At 54.8% G+C, this 17,676-nt stretch carries 16 protein-coding genes; 4 read left to right on the top strand and 12 right to left on the bottom strand.

Annotated elements, in window-relative coordinates:
- Nucleotides 1–90 precede the first annotated feature (90 nt).
- Complete coding sequence (gene cysS / locus ACB028_RS00135; protein WP_371143178.1) at nt 91–1,467, top strand: cysteine--tRNA ligase; 1,377 nt, start codon at nt 91–93, stop codon at nt 1,465–1,467.
- Nucleotides 1,468–2,212: 745 nt separating this feature from the next.
- Here the strand turns inward: cysS and ACB028_RS00130 are convergent.
- The 12 genes from ACB028_RS00130 to ACB028_RS00075 all read right to left on the bottom strand — a co-directional run bounded on the left by ACB028_RS00130 (nt 2,213) and on the right by ACB028_RS00075 (nt 14,702).
- Nucleotides 2,213–4,048 (bottom strand): ATP-binding protein, encoded by a 1,836-nt coding sequence (locus tag ACB028_RS00130; RefSeq protein WP_371143177.1) that lies wholly within the window; start codon nt 4,046–4,048, stop codon nt 2,213–2,215.
- Nucleotides 4,049–4,051: 3 nt separating this feature from the next.
- Complete coding sequence (locus ACB028_RS00125; RefSeq protein WP_371143176.1) at nt 4,052–5,230, bottom strand: SIR2 family protein; 1,179 nt, start codon at nt 5,228–5,230, stop codon at nt 4,052–4,054.
- 348 nt (nt 5,231–5,578) lie between these two features.
- Nucleotides 5,579–6,244, bottom strand: a complete 666-nt coding sequence (locus tag ACB028_RS00120; protein ID WP_371143175.1) for a hypothetical protein — start codon at nt 6,242–6,244, stop codon at nt 5,579–5,581.
- 241 nt (nt 6,245–6,485) lie between these two features.
- Entirely contained in the window at nt 6,486–7,136 is a 651-nt protein-coding gene (locus tag ACB028_RS00115; protein WP_371143174.1) for a hypothetical protein, read from the bottom strand.
- Between the two features lie 1,260 nt (nt 7,137–8,396).
- Complete coding sequence (locus tag ACB028_RS00110) at nt 8,397–9,143, bottom strand: substrate-binding periplasmic protein (protein ID WP_371143173.1); 747 nt, start codon at nt 9,141–9,143, stop codon at nt 8,397–8,399.
- 166 nt (nt 9,144–9,309) lie between these two features.
- Entirely contained in the window at nt 9,310–10,053 is a 744-nt protein-coding gene (locus tag ACB028_RS00105) for a substrate-binding periplasmic protein (RefSeq protein ID WP_371143172.1), read from the bottom strand.
- Nucleotides 10,054–10,155: 102 nt separating this feature from the next.
- Complete coding sequence (locus ACB028_RS00100; RefSeq protein ID WP_042028805.1) at nt 10,156–10,902, bottom strand: ABC transporter substrate-binding protein; 747 nt, start codon at nt 10,900–10,902, stop codon at nt 10,156–10,158.
- A gap of 70 nt (nt 10,903–10,972) precedes the next feature.
- A complete protein-coding gene (locus tag ACB028_RS00095) occupies nt 10,973–11,476 on the bottom strand; it encodes a GDYXXLXY domain-containing protein (RefSeq protein WP_342017073.1) in 504 nt (167 codons plus the stop codon).
- Complete coding sequence (locus ACB028_RS00090; RefSeq protein ID WP_371143171.1) at nt 11,473–12,477, bottom strand: DUF4401 domain-containing protein; 1,005 nt, start codon at nt 12,475–12,477, stop codon at nt 11,473–11,475. The genes ACB028_RS00095 and ACB028_RS00090 overlap by 4 nt, the downstream gene beginning before the upstream one ends.
- Nucleotides 12,470–13,408: a DUF2157 domain-containing protein gene (locus ACB028_RS00085; protein ID WP_371143170.1), complete on the bottom strand. Its 939-nt coding sequence runs from the start codon at nt 13,406–13,408 to the stop codon at nt 12,470–12,472. The genes ACB028_RS00090 and ACB028_RS00085 overlap by 8 nt, the downstream gene beginning before the upstream one ends.
- A 148-nt stretch (nt 13,409–13,556) precedes the next feature.
- Nucleotides 13,557–14,114 (bottom strand): TMEM165/GDT1 family protein, encoded by a 558-nt coding sequence (locus tag ACB028_RS00080; RefSeq protein WP_223380375.1) that lies wholly within the window; start codon nt 14,112–14,114, stop codon nt 13,557–13,559.
- Nucleotides 14,115–14,372: 258 nt separating this feature from the next.
- Nucleotides 14,373–14,702 (bottom strand): translation initiation factor, encoded by a 330-nt coding sequence (locus ACB028_RS00075; RefSeq protein ID WP_026458433.1) that lies wholly within the window; start codon nt 14,700–14,702, stop codon nt 14,373–14,375.
- Nucleotides 14,703–14,822: 120 nt separating this feature from the next.
- Here ACB028_RS00075 and ACB028_RS00070 point away from each other — a divergent pair, with 120 nt between their 5' ends.
- From ACB028_RS00070 to ACB028_RS00060, 3 genes are read left to right on the top strand one after another with little or no spacing between them, the layout of a single operon-like run.
- The gene (locus ACB028_RS00070; protein ID WP_026458432.1) at nt 14,823–15,050 is read left to right on the top strand and encodes a FeoA family protein; all 228 of its coding nucleotides are present in this window, start codon (nt 14,823–14,825) and stop codon (nt 15,048–15,050) included.
- Between the two features lie 55 nt (nt 15,051–15,105).
- Nucleotides 15,106–17,379, top strand: coding sequence for a Fe(2+) transporter permease subunit FeoB (gene feoB, locus ACB028_RS00065; protein WP_371143169.1), 2,274 nt, complete (start codon nt 15,106–15,108; stop codon nt 17,377–17,379).
- Nucleotides 17,376–17,615 (top strand): FeoC-like transcriptional regulator, encoded by a 240-nt coding sequence (locus ACB028_RS00060; protein WP_026458231.1) that lies wholly within the window; start codon nt 17,376–17,378, stop codon nt 17,613–17,615. Before feoB ends, ACB028_RS00060 begins: the two co-directional genes overlap by 4 nt.
- Nucleotides 17,616–17,676 lie beyond the last annotated feature (61 nt).

The raw sequence follows: 17,676 nt of genomic DNA, 5'->3' as shown, positions 1-17,676 counted from the left end.
GACATAGATGGCAGGCGGGATCCGGCTCGTTTTCTCTGGTCGAACGGGGTATTATGACCAACCATTTTACACACAGGCAGTGGTTATAAGATGCTGAAGATATACAACACACTCACTCGTCAAAAAGAAGAATTCAAACCTATCCACCCGGGCAAGGTGGGCATGTATGTGTGTGGTGTCACCATCTACGATCACTGTCATATCGGCCACGGCCGCACCTTTGTCGCCTTCGACGTGGTCGCCCGTTATCTGCGCTACGCCGGTTACGATCTCACCTATGTGCGCAACATCACCGACGTGGATGACAAGATCATCAAACGCGCCGCCGAAACCCGCGTCACCTGTGACGAGCTGACCGAGCGCCTGATTGGCGACATGCACGCCGACTTCGATGCCCTCTGCATGGTGCGCCCGGATATCGAGCCGCGCGCCACCCAGCACATCGGTGAAATCATCGAACTGGTGCAATCCCTGCTGGACAAGGGTCACGCCTACGTGGCCGACAACGGCGATGTCATGTTCATCGTCGAGTCCTATGCCGACTATGGCCAGCTTTCCGGCCAGGATCTGGAGCAGCTGCAAGCCGGTGCCCGGGTCGATGTGGTGGATGCCAAGAGGAACCCCTTGGACTTCGTGCTGTGGAAGATGTCCAAGCCGGGCGAGCCGACCTGGGACAGCCCCTGGGGCCCGGGCCGTCCTGGCTGGCACATCGAGTGCTCCGCCATGAACTCCAAGCACCTTGGCAACCACTTCGACATCCACGGCGGTGGCTCCGATCTGCAGTTCCCCCACCACGAGAACGAGATCGCCCAGTCCTGCTGCGCCCACGGTGGCGACTACGTCAACACCTGGATGCACAGCGGCATGGTGATGGTGGATAAAGAGAAGATGTCCAAGTCCCTCGGCAACTTCTTCACCATTCGTGATGTGCTGGCTCACTACGATCCGGAAACCGTCCGCTACTTCCTGATGTCCGGCCACTACCGCAGCCAGCTCAACTACTCGGAAGATAACCTCAAGCAAGCCCGCGCCGCGCTGGAGCGTATGTACACCGCCCTGCGTGACCTGCCAGAAGCCGCTGCTGCCGGTGGCGATGAACAGGTGGCCCGTTTTGTTGAGGCCATGGACGACGACTTCAACACCCCGGAAGCCTACTCCGCCCTGTTCGATCTGGTGCGCGAGATCAACCGCCAGAAAGCGGAAGACATCAATGTTGCCGCAGGCCTTGGTGCCCGTCTGCGCGAGCTGGGCGCCGTGCTTGGCATCCTGCAGCAAGACCCCGAGGCCTTCCTCAAGGGGGATGAAGCTGACGAAGAGGTCGCCGAGATCGAGCGCCTGATCACCGAGCGCAACCAGGCCCGTGCCGACAAAAACTGGGCCGTAGCGGATGCTGCCCGCAACCGTCTCACCGAGATGGGCATCGTGCTGGAAGACAGCGCCGGCAAGACCAGCTGGCGCCGTGCCTAAGGCCGGTGGCGCTGTTGGCGCCAACAGGTTGACCCAATAAAAAACTGCAGCCCTCGGGCTGCGGTTTTTGTTTGTGCCTTTTCCCTCGACACCTCTTAAGCCTCGGTGGCCTGCGCTCTGATCCCCTCTCCCCTTGCGGGAGAGGGCCAGGGTGAGGGGAGCTAATGTCATTCCCCGGCTGAATGCCAGCCAACGCCTGTATGGCATGGCTTCATCATGCAGAACGCGAGGGCGCTGCCCTCGACGGGGTTTCGCCCGCCCTTCGGGCTGGGGCGAGTGACTTTGGAAAGACCCGCTCTCTTTGGCAAATAACACCAAAGATCTTCTCCCCCGGCAAACCGCCCGCTTCGCGGGTTCCCTCGTCTCGTCCAACGGGTCGGACGGAGCGCCGCAGACGGCACTTTGGCCTATGCCATCCATGGCTTCGGCCAAAGTCCGCTTCGAACATCCTTGTTCTCGCGCCAAATCAGGGTCGAGCAGTGCTCGCCCTGATCCGATTTGGCCCCTATGCCGGCTGCGCCATCATCCCTGATGGCGCTCCTGACCCGTTGAACTCGACTCGGCGGTTTGCAGGGGGAACCAATACTGTGCCCGCCCGTGACTTTAGCGTGCATGTTAATCGCCTTTTCCGCTGAAAGGGGAGAGCAGTGTAAGTGGTTGGGAAAATAGGGCTTTGGTTTGAGTGAAAAAGTGCTTGGGGAATAGAAATAAAAATCGCAGCTCAAGGCTGCGGTTTTTTTAAACATTAATCTGTCATTCGTTTTGAGATTGCTTCAAGCTCATTTATATCAAGTCGTTTAGTCGCCCATCCTTTAACGAACGGTATTGTATGAGATCTAGGTAATTGATCTTTTTGAAGATCATTAATCCTCACTCTTGATGGAAGTGCGGCACCTTCTCCTACAAAAATTGCTTCCTGTTGAGATAGAACTGATAGTGCACCAACCATACCTGATAGCCCGTCAGGTAAAAAGCGCGCGACGTGTTGTTGGTCAGCCGCATTTGTTAATCTCAATACAACCCACGTTCCACATTGAGAAATAACTGTGCTATCTACATCCGCGGGTCTTTGACTGACTAACATTAAACCAATACCAATTTTTCTACCTTCTCTAGCAATTCTTCTTACTGCGCCTTGAGCAGCGGCATATTGTGCCTCACCTTTGTCAGGTACATATCTATGGGCTTCTTCACAAACTAGTAGTATTGGATCTCGTTCCTTCTCGCTCTGATTTTGAAAAACCTTATATTGAAAAAGCAAACGAGAAATTAATGCTGTAAGAGGGCCTGCAACCTCATTTGGTAATCCAGAAATGTCTATTATTTTTATGTCTTTTTGTTCTGTTTTAGGTGCACCAACAAACTGACTTAATACATCATGGAGTTTTATATTGTTAGTGTGTGCATCCCAATTTGTCATCATGAATGACAGTCTTACATCTTGTTTTAATACTTTTAATTTATCTAGAACATCTGGAATAGATGATTTTGCTAGTTCTGAACTTGGTAAACTCTCATGAGACGTTCCCTTAAGTCGTCCACCTTGTATGAATCGTATGTGGTTTTCAAATTCGGTTAAGCAAAATGGTCTGGGTTTGTCGCGATCAAATGATAGTATTTCACTGATGTCATGCCCTTCACATAACACTGCTTGCTCTATATCAGTTATATTTGTGGAAAAGTTATGCCCAAATTTATTAGGACATGGTTCTACTATGCCTGCGGCAACCATCCTTGAGTGAGTTAGTGCTTTTTGAACTATATTATTTTGACTTGTTGCACTATATTCAGTTTTACCTATTACTAAGCTTGTAAACTCATCACTAGACATTAGCCAATAAGGTAGGGAAATTTTCTCTTGTTGATCATTCTCTGAAATAAGATCATATGCCCTGTATGAAATGGCGCGGTCTCTGAACGCTACACTGTACTCTCCATGAGGGTCGATAATGATTATTTGAGGGGCGATGTTCTTTCCTGAGTGTTGATGTGAAAGAACGCTATGAATAATTGCCGCTACTGTTCCTGACTTTCCTGAACCCGTTGAACCCAACACAGCACAGTGCATACCAAACATCTTGTTTATATTGGCTCTGCATGGGGTAGCTTCTGATGTGCTGTACACGGCAAACGGCACTAGAGGATCAAACTCCTCATCACTTTCACCTTCCGCAGAACGATATACATGTGATATCTCTTCATTTGTAAGCAGATATACACCTTGTTGAGGTAGCGGGTAGGTTTTAATTCCTCGTCTAAAAAGCAACCGTTCCTCTAGATTGAGCCAACTGCCTTCAGCTAAGAGCTGGGCTTCCATCAGCCTTTGGTCTGAATCAGCATTAATAGGTACTCCGGCATCTATTAGCTCTTCAGAGCGCATTCTCAGCATAGTGACCAAACCGAATATAATTTTTCGGCCGTAATGAATTTTCACCATGCTACCAATTTGTCCAATGGGGTATACTCTTCCATTATGTGTTCTGGTTAGCTCTGATATTTTTTCAGAAATCTCTACTTTAATACTCGTGCCGGCTACTTCTACAACTTGACCAATTCTTAGCTCATCAACTTGTATAAACATACATTACACCCCACATCCATATTTTAATATTGAAGATACACCCTTAAATGTCCACCAATAATCATCCGATGGCTTCCTTTTGAAGGGGCCTCTATTACCTACATACATGCCATGGATAGAGGATATAATGACCCGTTTCCCAAAATTAGAGTTGCGCCATTTTTCAAGACATGCAGGTATATTATGCTTGCATTCTATAAATGCTATTAGAACAGTTTTATTATCAGCTTTTGATAATGCAAACTCGATTTCGTTATTGATGTGATCATCGCCAAAGCTATATCCACATACAGCAAGGATATTACTGCTTTGAGTATTTAGTGATTTTCTAAATAAATCAAATTGAGTGGAGAAGGGATCTTGCTGTGTTGCAATATACTTTGTCGCTTGTGGGTATATTAGTACTCGGCGTGTAGTTTCGGGGTATTGATCGTTTTCACGAACTCTCCAGACATATCCTTTATCACATAAATACCAATCTATAGAACCATGCATTTTGATTAGATTAGCACGAAAGCCATCCGAACTCGTAGGTAATGAGTCGCCATACTTTAATGTTCTATGTGCGACGGCACCACCAGAAAATCCATCCCAATATGGTACTTTATTTAATGCCAGAGCATCTTCTAATAATGTGTCATAGTTGGTGGTGAATATGTTTACGGGTTTTCTCCGTTCATATATACCTGCTGATGCATAATTAAATAGGATATCTATGAAATTTAAATGCTCTTTAATGCAAACAATAGGTTTGGTTAACGTCCCTTCTTCTACTGTTTCCCCGGTTGAACTTTCTATATAACCGCATCTAATGGTGTTTGAAATAGATTCAATTATCACATGATGTGCACTTTCTAAAGTTGAGAGCTCAACATCCTTATTATTTATTTTAGTTTTTTTCTCTTTTGTTCTCTCTGCTAATGCAGCATAATCACCTAAATGACTAAGTACATGCTCTATGTGACATGTATCAGGAAGCTCATTTAATAAAGGTGTTATTATCTCATCATAGATAGTTTGGTTGCTTTTTTGTAAATCTTTTTTGACTTTATTTGTTAGTGGGTACATTAATGGGAGCTTGGCATCATAACTTATCCCAGCTCCCATAAGCCAGTTTTGTTCGCTGCATTTTAAATGTTCTTCCAACTGAGTGAAAATATCGCTACCAATATCTTTTTCCATTTTCATTTCCTATTTAATGAATTAGAATGTTTGTAATTTTTTATAACTTCCCAAATTAAATGAATGGAGTCGGCCTATTCGGATATAAAGTGTTATTGCGGTTAAACACTTCTTATCGGGCCTTCTATATACAACCGTTTCCCGATAGGGATATGTGCTGCTTGCCGTTGTACTCACCATGATTTTTCCACCTATGCAACCATGTCGATGACACCAGTTGTATCGGAGCGACAATCTGATCTCGCCACGGGGTGGGCGAGGGGTTGGTTCTGAGATAAAGGTTCCCCAATTGTTATCCCGATAACACGGGGATGGGAGCAGTACACGAAGTACATTGTCCCGCTATTTCTAAGTACGGTTTTCAACTTTCCAATGGTCACCTTCACTAGATGGTTGGTTGTTTTTTTCGCCATCCATGCATCGAGTTATTTTATTTTTTCCTATGTCCATTACGAGCGAAAACCAAATAAGCTGTGATTCTTGTTGACCTATAAAATAGACTGGGTCTTCAATGCTTACGTTTTGTGGCTCTTTTGGGCTGCAAAGTAAAAAGTGAGGTCTTACATTGAGCCATGTATTTTCATCGCCGAAAATAGCCTTGAATCGTTTGTTTTTACTGTTTAACTGAGCGTTGCTAAAATAGCTATCGCCTTTAGCTTCAATCATCACAATATGGGTTGTGTTTTCGTGATCAACAAAAGCAAGAATAAAGTCGACATCCTCTTGAGTGCCTGAGATTTGCAAGTCCACCTTTTTATTATTATCTATGAAGTTACGTGGAAATATATTTTTATCATGTTTTTGGGTGAGAAATAAGCTAGCATAGATCCAGTCAAGGTGATAATCCATCGCAGCAAAATATTCTCTGGGGATTGTTAAGCCGATTAGCTTCGATATCTCATCAAGCTGTTTGTCATCCATGCGAAAATCTGGGTTTCCCAGCATTTGGCCAACCAGATAAAACCGCTCTTTACGGTTAAATGACTTCAAGTTTTTAATTAATTCATTGCTCATGTAAATCCCAAAAGTGCTTATTATCAGATAAGAAACAATTCAATGGAAAGCGGTGTATATGGTAGGGTGTAATGAACAAAGTGAATTACACCTCTATTTACAAACCGGATCATATAGGGTGCAATTAGGCTGCTCGGCTTGCACTCTGTATTTGATATTTTCCTCGGATTAGGGGGCGGGTGTTGCTCAGACTGTTTGCCAAGGTGAGGAATGTGAAATATTGCCTTGTGAAGGGGGAAGGTTAGTAATAAATTTCTTGTTCAATTTCTTTTATGTCCATTTTGTTCGAGCCTGGATAGAACCCATCCATGTCAATAGGCTTAGTAACGGGGACGGAGATTTCTTTCTGTTCAGTTTTGAAATTTGATGCAACCTCTTCATCAATGCAACCATCTTGATATGTTTTATAAATAGCTTTTCCTGTCATTACATTGAAGTCGAAGTTAAAGAAACCTTCGCATGGTGCTCCATAATTTATTGTGGCACCAATTAGATACCATGCTTTATTATTAAAACGATATCTATGAGTGTAACTCCACTTATGACGGCTACCACCAAAATGATCAATAACGATAGCCCCTCGTTGTATATCAACGCTGATGAATGGATCCCCCATCATGCCACCATGAGCACTATCTAATATTGGCCCTTGCGAAGAGTGCCATAAGGCCCACTTATCTTGTTTCTTTTTATATATAAGCAGTGTTCTTTGTGTTCCTATTTCACCGTCCAACCCAGTATCCAGAACAATGACTTTTTCATCGATACCATCTTTGTCCAAATCCCCCATAGCCTCGCCAATCACCTTTGAAGTGATATGCTCTTGACCCGGTTCCTCTGCAAATGCTGTATTTACAGCCAATGCAAAAAACAATGTGGAAATATATTTCATAAAAACCTCTGAGTGGTAGACTCGATTAGCGAAGCATAATCTGACGTTCGAGAAATAAGATGATATAACGGCTAAAAATTCTTTATCTGACTTTCAATACGAGCCATTCCCCAAATATACAGGGAGCCGTTAACTGGGCTGCGAGCTGGGTTTTGCCCCCCTGTTGTTCGCCGAGGTGAGCCCGTTTGCCCAGGCCGCGAGGCAGGACGCCGAGCGAGCGTCGCTGGGCCAGGGGCCAAACCGGAATTGGACGAGCAACGCTCGGCCCGGTTTGGCGCAAGGACAAGGATGTCCGCAGCGGACTTTGACCGACGCCATGGATGGTAAAGGTCAAAGCCCATCGGCGCGTGCCGTGGGACAAACGGGTGAACCGAGGGAACCCGACGCAGGAGGGCGAACAAGTGGGGGTGGCCTTTCTTTTGGTGACTTTTCTTTGGCCACGCAAAGAAAAGTCACTCGCCAAGCCGCGCAGCGGCGGCGAAACCCCGTCGAGGACGGAGTCCTCGTGTCCTGCATGGCGAAGCCATGCCAACGCGGTTGGCGACCCCTCACCCTAACCCTCTCCCGCAAGGGGAGAGGGAATGGTTACCGTGGTGCAATGCGCTGCGCTTATTGCACCCTACCGCTCTCCCGCAAGGGGAGGGGGAACGGTTACCGCGGACGATTACGCTTCGCTAATCGACCCTACTGGTGAGGCCATGCCAATACTTGTTGTGTAGGGCAAAGACGTTACCCGACCCCTCACCCTAACCCTCTCCCCCAAGGGGAGAGGGAATGATTACCGCGGTGCAATGCGCTCCGCTTATTAGCACCCTACCGCTCACCCACAAAGGGAGAGGGGATGGAGCCCCGGGGCTGATAGGCACCTCCGTCGAGGGTGAAACCCTCGCACCCTGCCGCAGGGGCGGGAGACCGGCTGGTCTCCGCCAAAGACGCTACCGCCCCTGACTGTCGCCGCCACCCTGCGCCTCTGAACATCCCTGCTAATACCTGGTGCCAATCAGGCGCCCTGGCCCATATTACGGAGCCAGAACGGTCTTATCTATCGATTTGATGAGTTAACTATCAGAAAAGATTGGTTTTCTGCGCTGGCGCAAAGTTTGGGGCAGGGTGTTTCGGGGGGCCGGTTGGCAGTCTGATGTTCTGATCAGGGAGTGGCGATGGCTGCAGGGCCGCGATAGGGAGAGGGTGAGAATTGAGGATAAAGGGACTGGTATAAGGATAAAGAGAAGGGCGGCATCCAAGCGGGTGCCACCCCTGTCAGGGGGCGGGGAAGTATTTGCCGTACAACTGCTGGAATTCGCTGCTGGCCAGCACCTGGGTCAGGCCGGTCTGGAATTCTTTGACGGATTCGTCGCTCACCGGATGGCTGAAGGCAAAACAGAACTGCTCCGAGCTCAATACCCAGCGCACCTTGAAGCGGGCGGGATCGAGTTTTTGTTCCAGGATCAGCAGCTCCATGGTGGTCTTATTGGTGGAGACCAGATCGACCCGTCCCGAGGTGAGCATCTTGAGGGCCTGGGGCAGCCGGTTGGCGACCATCAGCCTGCTCTCGTCAAAGCCGTTATTGAGCAGCAGTTGCTCCCCCACATCGGCCCGCACCGCCCCGATATTGAAGACCCTGGCGTCCTCCAGCTTGTTGATGGCGATATTGCGGCTGGTGAGCCCCACCAGCACAATCTCGGCGTAGCCGATGGGGCAGGCCCACTTGAACAGGGGATCGCGAGCCTGGGTGCGGGCGGTGGAGAAGAGCACCGCATTGGGCTTTTGGGTCAGCAGGTAGTAGCCCCGGGCCCAGGGCATAACGGTGATGGATTGCGGTGTGGTGCCCGTCTTCTGCCACACCTGCTGCAGCAGCTCGACGGCAAAGCCGGCCGGCTTGCCTGACTCGTCCGTGTAGTTATAGGGTTTGTACTCTTCGGTCATGTAGTGAAGCTTGGCCAGCTCCGGGCTGGCCTGGATGAGGGTGGCAAACAGCAGCCCAATCAATCCAATCCATTGTTTCATCAGCGCCATCCTGCTTGAGGGAATCGTCGTTTCAGTGTGGGCAAGCGAGCCGATTTCGCCAAGGCCAAGTCAGATTTCCTGACAGCAAGAGAGAGCCTGGGCGCTAATGCCTGGCGCCACTGGCCCTTTTGGCTCATTGCTTTGGCGCTCGCGCTTCGGGCAATCACTACTCTGGCAAATAGCGGCGCCGCAGCGCTGGATAGGTCGGGCTGGTCAGCACCTGCTCAAGGCCCTGCTGGAATTCTGTGACCAGTTGGTCGCTCACCGCGAGGCTGAAGGCGTAGCAGAAGGGGTCGGCGCTCAGCGTCCATTGCACCCTGAACTGGTCGGGAGCGAGCCCCAGCTCCCCGATACGCTGATAGAAGGTGTTCTTGTTGGTCGAGAGCAGATCGGCCCGCCCGGAGGTGAGCATCTTGATGGCATGGTTGAAACGGTTGGAGGTCATCATGCGGTCTGCCTGAAAGCCGTTGCGGATCAGCAACTGCTCCCCCACATCGGCCCGTCCGGCGGCGATGATGTAGTGCTTGGCATCTTCCAGCCTGTCGAGATTGATATGGCGATGAGTCAGGCCGATCAGCACTATGTTGGCATGGTCAATGGGGCAAGCCCATTTGAACAGGGGATCTCGCGCCCTGGTACGCACGGCGGAGAAGAGCACCACATCGGATCTCTTGCTCAGCTGGGAGTAACCCCTGGCCCAGGGCATCACATCGATGGGTTGTGGCGGGGTTGCGGTTTGTTGCCACACCCGTTGCAACAGCTCGACGGCAAAACCGGTGGCCATGCCGGATCCATCCCGGTAGTTGTAAGGGCTGTTCTCTTCGGTGATGTAGTGCAGTTTGCCAAGCTCGGGGCTGGCCTGTGCGAGGGTGGCAAGCAGCAGGCCTGCCAATCCGGTCCATCGTGTCATCTGCGCCACCCTCTTAATCAGTCTTCCCCTCAAAGTGTTGTCGGGGTGGCGCATTTCGCCAGCCCGGGCAACTCCTGGTTGGCGCTGGGGAGGGGGGTGCTGTCAGGGCTCGGGCAGGTATTTGGCCTGCAGGGCCTGAAATTCCCGGGAGGCGAGAACGCGGGTCAGCGCCTGCTGGAACTGGGTGATATCGCCGTCGGGCACCTGGCGGCTGAAGGCGTAGCAGAGTTGCTCGGCACTGAGCAGCAACGCCACGTTGAAGTCATCCACCCGCATACCGAGTTCGCGGATAGCTTCATAGCCGGCCAGCTTGCTGGTGGCGAGCAGATCCGCGCGGCCGGAGACCAGCATCTTCACCGCCTGGCTCAAGCGGTTGGCCGGGATGATCTTGCTGTCATCCATGCCGTTGTTGAGCAGCAGCTGTTCGGCGGCATCGGAGCGCACGGCGCTGATCCTGTAGTCGCTTATCTCGGCAATCGAGCCCAGGGTGAGCGGGCGGGAACTGTGCCCGAGCAGGATGAACTCCGAGTAGCCGATGGGGCATACCCACTTGAACAGGGCTTCCCGCGCCTGGGTGCGGGCGGTGGAGAAGAGCACCACGTTGGGTTTTTGAGTCAGCAGGTAGTAGCCGCGGGCCCAGGGGATGATGCGGACGGGTTGTGGCTCGACCCCGCCCTGTTGCCACACCATTCGCAGCAGCTCGACGGCGAGTCCGGTGGGCTGCCCCTGTTCATCGTTGTAGTTGTAGGGAGGATACTCTTCGGTGAGGTATTCGAGTTTGCCGAGATCGGCCCGCACGCCACCGGCCCACAGGATCAGAAAAAGGTGACAGATCAGCCATATCCTCATGGTGCACATCCCTATGCGGCAATCATGATTCCAGTGTGGGCATGAACCGGGCAAAGTGCCATCGTCTTTCTCACCAGCGGCTGCGGCTTGCTCCCAGAGGGCGAAACGCCTCATCGCGCAACCCCACCAGCAGGGTCTTGCCATCGGGTTGCAACCGGAACTCGCCGTAGCGGGCCTCCTCAAGGGCCTCTCCCGTGCCTTCCTCGAAGAAATAGGCATCCGGCCCAATCTGCCACTGGCCGGCGTGGCGACTCACCTGCAGCAATCGCTCGTTGGGTGCCAGGGCCTCCGGCTTGTCGCCGGCTACCCAGCTTGCCACCTGGTGCTCGTCCAGGCGGATCACCAGGGTATCGCTCCCGCTGGCACTCGCGCTGCTCCTGTGGGTCGCAAGCTCGCGGGCTATCTCGTAATTCAGACGCATATAGTCCCCCTGCATCAGGGAGCGGGGATCGACCGGCGCTAGCCTGAGCAGCACCACCTCGCCGCTGGCCATAGCCTGTTCATAACGCCAGACGGTGAAGTTGATGCCCGCCAGGATGGCGAGGCCGACCAGCAGGATGGCAAGGGGTCTCATGACGGGCTCCTTGGATTGAGGCGTTGCAGCAAAAAGCGTGTCCCCAGCAACAGGATGCCCGAGCCCAGCAGCAGCCAGGACTTGGTCATCAGGGTGAGCCCGAGATCGTAGTAATAGAGGGCGCCGTAGCCTGTCAGCAGCAGGAGCGAGAGGGTCATCAGGCCAAGGCTGCCTGCGTAGAAACCGAGGATCAGCACCAGGGCGCCGGCACCCATACCGGGGATGAGAGCACTGAGCAGCACCAGCGGCAAGCCGTAGCGCAGCGGCAGGGCCAGCTTCACCATCACGGCCAGCAGCAGGGCGGCGCACAGCAGCGGATTGAGCCAGAGTGGCAGGCGCGAGAGGCCGAGCTCGTCGAGCAGACTGGCGCCCCCTTCCCAGAGTGGATGGTGCAGCCGACCCAGCACCAGCAGGGAGAGGGCGAGCCCCAGGGCCATAGCGTGATAGAGCGGGTGACGGGCCGGATCGGTTTCGGCCCGCAGCCAGCAGAAGGTGATGGCCGCCATCACCAGCGGCAGGGCTAGCAGTTGCAGGCCGAGGCTGGCGAGCCCCAGGGTGAGCAACAGGGCGGCGGCCACGCTGTGAAAAAGGCGCACCAGCCAGTGCTCGAACAGCACGGCTATTCCCAAAGAGAGCAGGCAGAGACCGAACCAGAGCAGGGCCTGGTGGAGGTCTATCTGATCGATAAGGCCATAGAGCAGCCAGGCATCGGCCGCCAGCGCCAGGGCAAGCACAAATTGATCCCAGAGATCCCCGTGCTGACTGCGGTTGATGGCGTAGGCAGCGGCCAGCAGCAGGGAGCCCATCAGCAGGGCGTGCTCCGGCTCGCGAGTCAGCTGCTCGAAGGTCATGAACAGGAAAAACAGCAGGAAGAGGGCGGCTATCCAGCCCACCAGCCCGAGCAGAAAGCGGCTCGACCAGTGGGGGCTGGTGTCCTGGGGCATCTCCCCCTCGACCAGATTGGCCTGTTGCAGCCGTTGCCAGAGGGTCAGATCACTCATGATGCCTCCTTTGCCGTTGCAGCCAGCGGCTGGCCACGACCGAGAGACTTATGGCGATAAGGCAGAGCAGCAGGAAACCGTCCACATCGGGTTCCATCCACTTGCCGAGGGTGGCCAGGATGATGGCGATGAGGCTCAGACACCCCATGGCGAGGCCGGCGATGAATCTGTGGTGCCAGAGGGCATAGGCGGCGGCGAGCCAGCCGAGCCAGAGCGGCCACACCCAGGGGGAGGCGGCATCAAACAGGGCCAGCAAGGCGAGCAGTGTGATCCCAAGGCCAGCGGCAAGCCCTGCCAGCCAGCTTGGCACCAGCCGCCAGCGGGCCGGTGCCAGTAACAGCAGCCCCCAGAGTGCGGCGTTGAGCAGGGTCAGGCACCAGCCGAGCGCCTCCTCGTCAAAAGCAAAGAAGAGGTCGAACAGGCCGAGGCGCCAGTAGAGCACCAGGGTCAGCTGCGCCAGCAACCAACTCAGGGTCCACAGCAAGGGGCTTTGGCCCAGCGCCGCCAGCGGCAGCAGCAGCAAAGTCCAGGTGGCAAACAGTTGCCAGGGATCGGCGCCGGTCTGGTAGGTTTGGCCCACCAGCGCCAGCAGGGCACCGATATTGAGCGCCAGGATCAGCAGCAGCGCCTGGCGCGCCGTGTCGCCGAGAGACGTGCGCCACAACACCAGCAAGGTGGCGAGCAGGGGGGCTTCCAGCAGGGCCAGACGTGACAGACGTCCCAGCTCATGCCAGTTGAAGGCGACGAAGAACACCAGTCCGGCGCCGAGGCAGAGGGCGCCGAGCCAGAGCAACAGACGATCGAACAACCACTGCCAGCGCGCGGGAGGAGGGGGCAATTCGGCCAGCGCCAGTGCCGCGTCGAGCCGCTCGGGGGCAAGCCTGCCTTGTCTAACCCATTCGAGCAGCGTCTCTCTTGATACCTTGTGCATGGGGGAACTCCATGGAATTTGCCCCATTATGGCATGAGGGGCGAGGGGGAGGGGAGCCCGTAGGCCCTTTGCCACCGGCGCCATACCGACACAAAAAAGAGCGCCCCGACCAGAGGCGGGGCGCTCGAAGGAGTGGGCAGTCAGCTCGTCAGACGAAGATGAGGGTACTGACCCCGAGCCCCACAAACAGCAGGGCGCAGGCGATGCGGATCCCCTTGAGCGGCAGCTTGTCGGCCCCCAGCTTGCCGATCAGCACCACGGGCACGTTGGCCAGCATCATGCCGAGGGTGGTGCCGGTGACCACCTGGAACAGGGAGTCATACTTGGCGGCCAGCAGCACAGTGGCGATCTGGGTCTTGTCGCCAATTTCGGCGATGAAGAAGAGCACGAAGGTGGCCATGAAGGGGCCGTACTTGTCCAGCGAGCTCTCCTCGTCATCCATCTTGTCCGGTACCAGGATCCAGATCGCCATGGCAACGAAGGCCGCGGCCACCAGATAGGTCATCACCTTGGGATCCAGCCAGCGGCTGATGAAGTCGCCAATCCAGGCGGCGCCCGCATGGTTGAGCAGGGTAGCCGCCAGCATGCCGGCGATGATGGGCCAGGGCTTGCGAAAACGACAGATGAGCAGCAACGCCAGCAGCTGGGTCTTGTCGCCGATTTCGGCGATGGCCACGCTGAGGGTTGAGGTTAACAAGGCTTCCATAAAAGTGAACCGGGGGACGGAATTGTTATAAACCAAAGACAAGCCTGCACCATCCGTCCCCGGTATTGGCACTGGCCCGTCAAAGGTCTTGTCAAATCCAGATAGCGATTGGATCACCCTGACCATGGTGAGTTGGCACCAAGTATGTTGATCAGGGTCGCAGGCCGGCGGGATCCGGCGTGCGAGACTACTCCCCCTCGATGGGAGCGGGCATTCTAGGGAAAAAGCCGAAGTGAAGCAAGGTGCGCCGCAGGCGGCTCAGCCCCCCACCAGCTTGACGCTGAAACCGGCCTTCTCCAGCTCGGCCTTGATAAGGTCCCGTTTGTCCCCCTGTATCTCGATCACGCCCTCTTTGATACCCCCGCCCGTGCCGCACTTTTTCTTGAGCTGGGTAGCCAGCGCCTTTTGCTGTTCGGCCGGTACACCGTGGATGGTGATGACCCCGGCGCCCTTGCGCCCCTTGGTCTCGCGGCGAATGCGCACTGTGCCATCGGTGGGGAAAGGGGAGGCGGATTGGGGGGCACTCTGCTCTTTGATCATGCCGCCATCCGTGCTGTAAACCAGGCGGCTGTTGTTGTCGTGACTCATGGTATTTCTTTATCGATTAGCGAAGCGGAGTTTGATTTTACTCAAATAAAAGTTGAAGACACAGCTTATAATGGCCTAGCTAAAAGAGAATTATTATTGTTTAACTTTCAGGAGTCAGTCATGGTACTCACGCAGTTGTCACCGGGACAGAGTGCTCGCATCAAGAACCTGGACCAGTTGACCCGTCCCCTGCGTCGCAAGCTGATGGTAATGGGATTGTTGCCTCAGACCGAAGTCATCTATCTGCGTTCTGCCCCTCTCGGGGACCCGCTCCAGATCCAGTGCCAGGGGATCTGTCTTTCCATGCAAAAAAGTCTGGCGCAGCAAATCGAGGTCGAACCGGTATGAAACACACCTCACAAAACAATCGTCATGGTCAAAGCACAATCGAGGGTGAACCAGTATGAATTATTCCCTGGTAACGGTTGGCAATCCCAATAGCGGCAAGACCTCACTGTTCAATGCCCTGACCGGGGCCCGCCAACAGGTGGGCAACTGGAGCGGGGTCACCGTCGACAAGAAGATGGGCGAGTTTTCGGTCGATGGACACGATTACAAGCTGATGGACCTGCCCGGTATCTATAGCCTGGCCAATCAGGAGGGGAGCCTGGACGAGCAGATCGCCAGCCGCTTCGTCGAGGATCAGCAGCCTGATCTGCTGCTCAATGTCATCGATGCCGCCAATCTGGAGCGCTCCCTCTATCTGACGCTGCAACTGCGCGAGCTGGGGCTGCCCATGGTGGTAGTGCTCAACAAGATGGATATCCTGCAAAAGCGGCGGGTGACCATAGATGAAACCCTGCTTGCTAAGTCCCTCGGTTGCCCGGTGGTGGCGCTCTCCGCCCACAACGCCAGGCAGGTTGCCGCCTTCAAGGGCCAGATCCAGCAGTTTATCGGCAAGGCGCAACAGGCGCTGATGCTCGACTATGGCACCGAGCTTGAAAAAGATCTGGCGGAGCTTGAGAGCCTGCTTGCCCCCCATCATCTGACGACCCGTGGCCGCGCCCTGCGCCTGCTCGAAGAAGATGCTGTGATGCAGGAGACCTTGCTGCTTGGCCAGCATGAGGCGGCGGCCAACGTGGTGAGCCGTGCCCAGCAGGGGCAGGACATCGATCTGCAGCTGGCGGATATCCGTTATGGCCACATTCATCTGTGGGCCGCCGAGGCGTGCCAGCAGAAGGGCAAGCTCACCGTGGCCCAGAGCGAGAAGCTCGATCGGGTGCTGCTCAACCGCTGGTTCGGCATCCCCTTCTTCCTGCTGGTGATGTACCTGATGTTCATGTTTGCCATCAATGTGGGCAGCGCCTTCATCGACTTCTTCGACATCATGGGCGGCGCCCTGTTCGTCGATGGCGTGCATTACCTGCTGGGGCTGGTCAATGCCCCCGAGTGGCTCGGTGCCATTCTGGCGGACGGTTTCGGTGTGGGTCTGCAGACCGTCGCCACCTTTATCCCGGTGATCGGCTGTCTCTACCTGTTCCTAGCGGTGCTGGAGAGCTCCGGCTATCTGGCGCGGGCCGCCTTCGTAGTAGACGCCCTGATGCGCCGCCTCGGCCTGCCGGGCAAGGCATTTGTCCCCATGTTGATGGGCTTTGGCTGCACCGTGCCTTCGGTGATGGCGACCCGTACTCTCAACTCCGAGCGCGAGCGGCTGATGACCTCGGCCATGGCGCCCTTCATGTCGTGCGGTGCCCGTCTGCCGGTCTACGCCCTGTTTGCGGTGGCCTTCTTCCCGCACTCCGGTCAGAACCTGGTGTTCGGTCTCTATCTCATCGGCATTCTGGTGGCTGTGCTCACCGGCCTGTTGCTGCGCAGCACCCTGCTGCCGGGCAAAAGCGACTCCATGTTGATGGAGATGCCGGACTACGAGTGGCCGCGTCCGGTCAACGTGGGGATCAAGACCTGGCAGAAGCTTAAATCCTTCGTGTTCGGCGCCGGTAAAACCATCGTGCTGGTGGTCGCCGTGCTGAGCGTGCTCAACTCCCTGGGTACCGATGGCAGCTTTGGCCACCAGGAACAGGAAGACTCTGTGCTGAGCAAGGTGAGCCAGGCGGTCACGCCGGTGCTGCACCCCATTGGTGTGCGCGATGACAACTGGCAAGCTACAGTCGGCATTGTCACCGGTATCTTCGCCAAGGAAGCTGTGGTCGGTACGCTCAACAGTCTTTATGCCGGTAGCGGGGAAGGGGATGAAGAGGCGGCCGAGTTCTCTCTCGTTGACAGCTTCAAGGAGGCCATTAGCGTGGTGGCTGACAATCTCTCTTCCATCGACCCGACCGACCCCATGGGGATCTCGGTAGGGGATCTGGCGGATCAGCAAGCCGCAGCAGAAGAGCAGGAGGTCGACATCTCCACCTACGGCAACATGCAGACCCACTTCGACGGGGCGGCCGGTGCCTTTGCCTACCTGTTGTTCGTGCTGCTCTATATGCCCTGCGCCGCGGCCATGGGGGCTCTGGTGCGGGAAACCGGCCGCCAGTGGGCACTCTTTACCGCCGTCTGGTGCAACTACATGGCCTTCATGTGTGCCACCCTCTTCTATCAGGTGGCGACCTTCGCCGACCATCCCGAGCAGAGCCTGTTCTGGATCGCCAGCTACGGCCTCTCCCTGGTGCTGCTCTGGTGGCTGGGGCGCCGTCACGGTGACATCGTCGCCCGCAAGGTGGTGGTCCTGTGATCCTGCGCGAGCTGGGTGACTATCTCGCCGCGCAGCAGAAGGTGAGCCGGCGGGATCTGGCTCGCCACTTCCACACCTCGGAAGATGCGGTGGAGGCCATGCTCGGAGTCTGGATGCGCAAGGGGCGGGTGATCAAGCGGGAGAACCGGCTCTGCGGCGGCAGCTGCTGCGGCAAGAGTGAAGAGGTGATCTTCGAGTGGTGCGCTCCGGGCCAGATTGGGCTCAAGGTGCGCTAGTCGTCTTTTGCCATCGCCTGGAAACGAAAACGGCAGACCCAGTGGTCTGCCGTTTTCTTAT

This window comes from Aeromonas sp. S9(2024), assembly GCF_041403185.1.
GTDB classification, from domain to species: Bacteria; Pseudomonadota; Gammaproteobacteria; order Enterobacterales; family Aeromonadaceae; genus Aeromonas; species Aeromonas enteropelogenes.
This window is presented reverse-complemented; position numbering and strand designations above follow the sequence as displayed.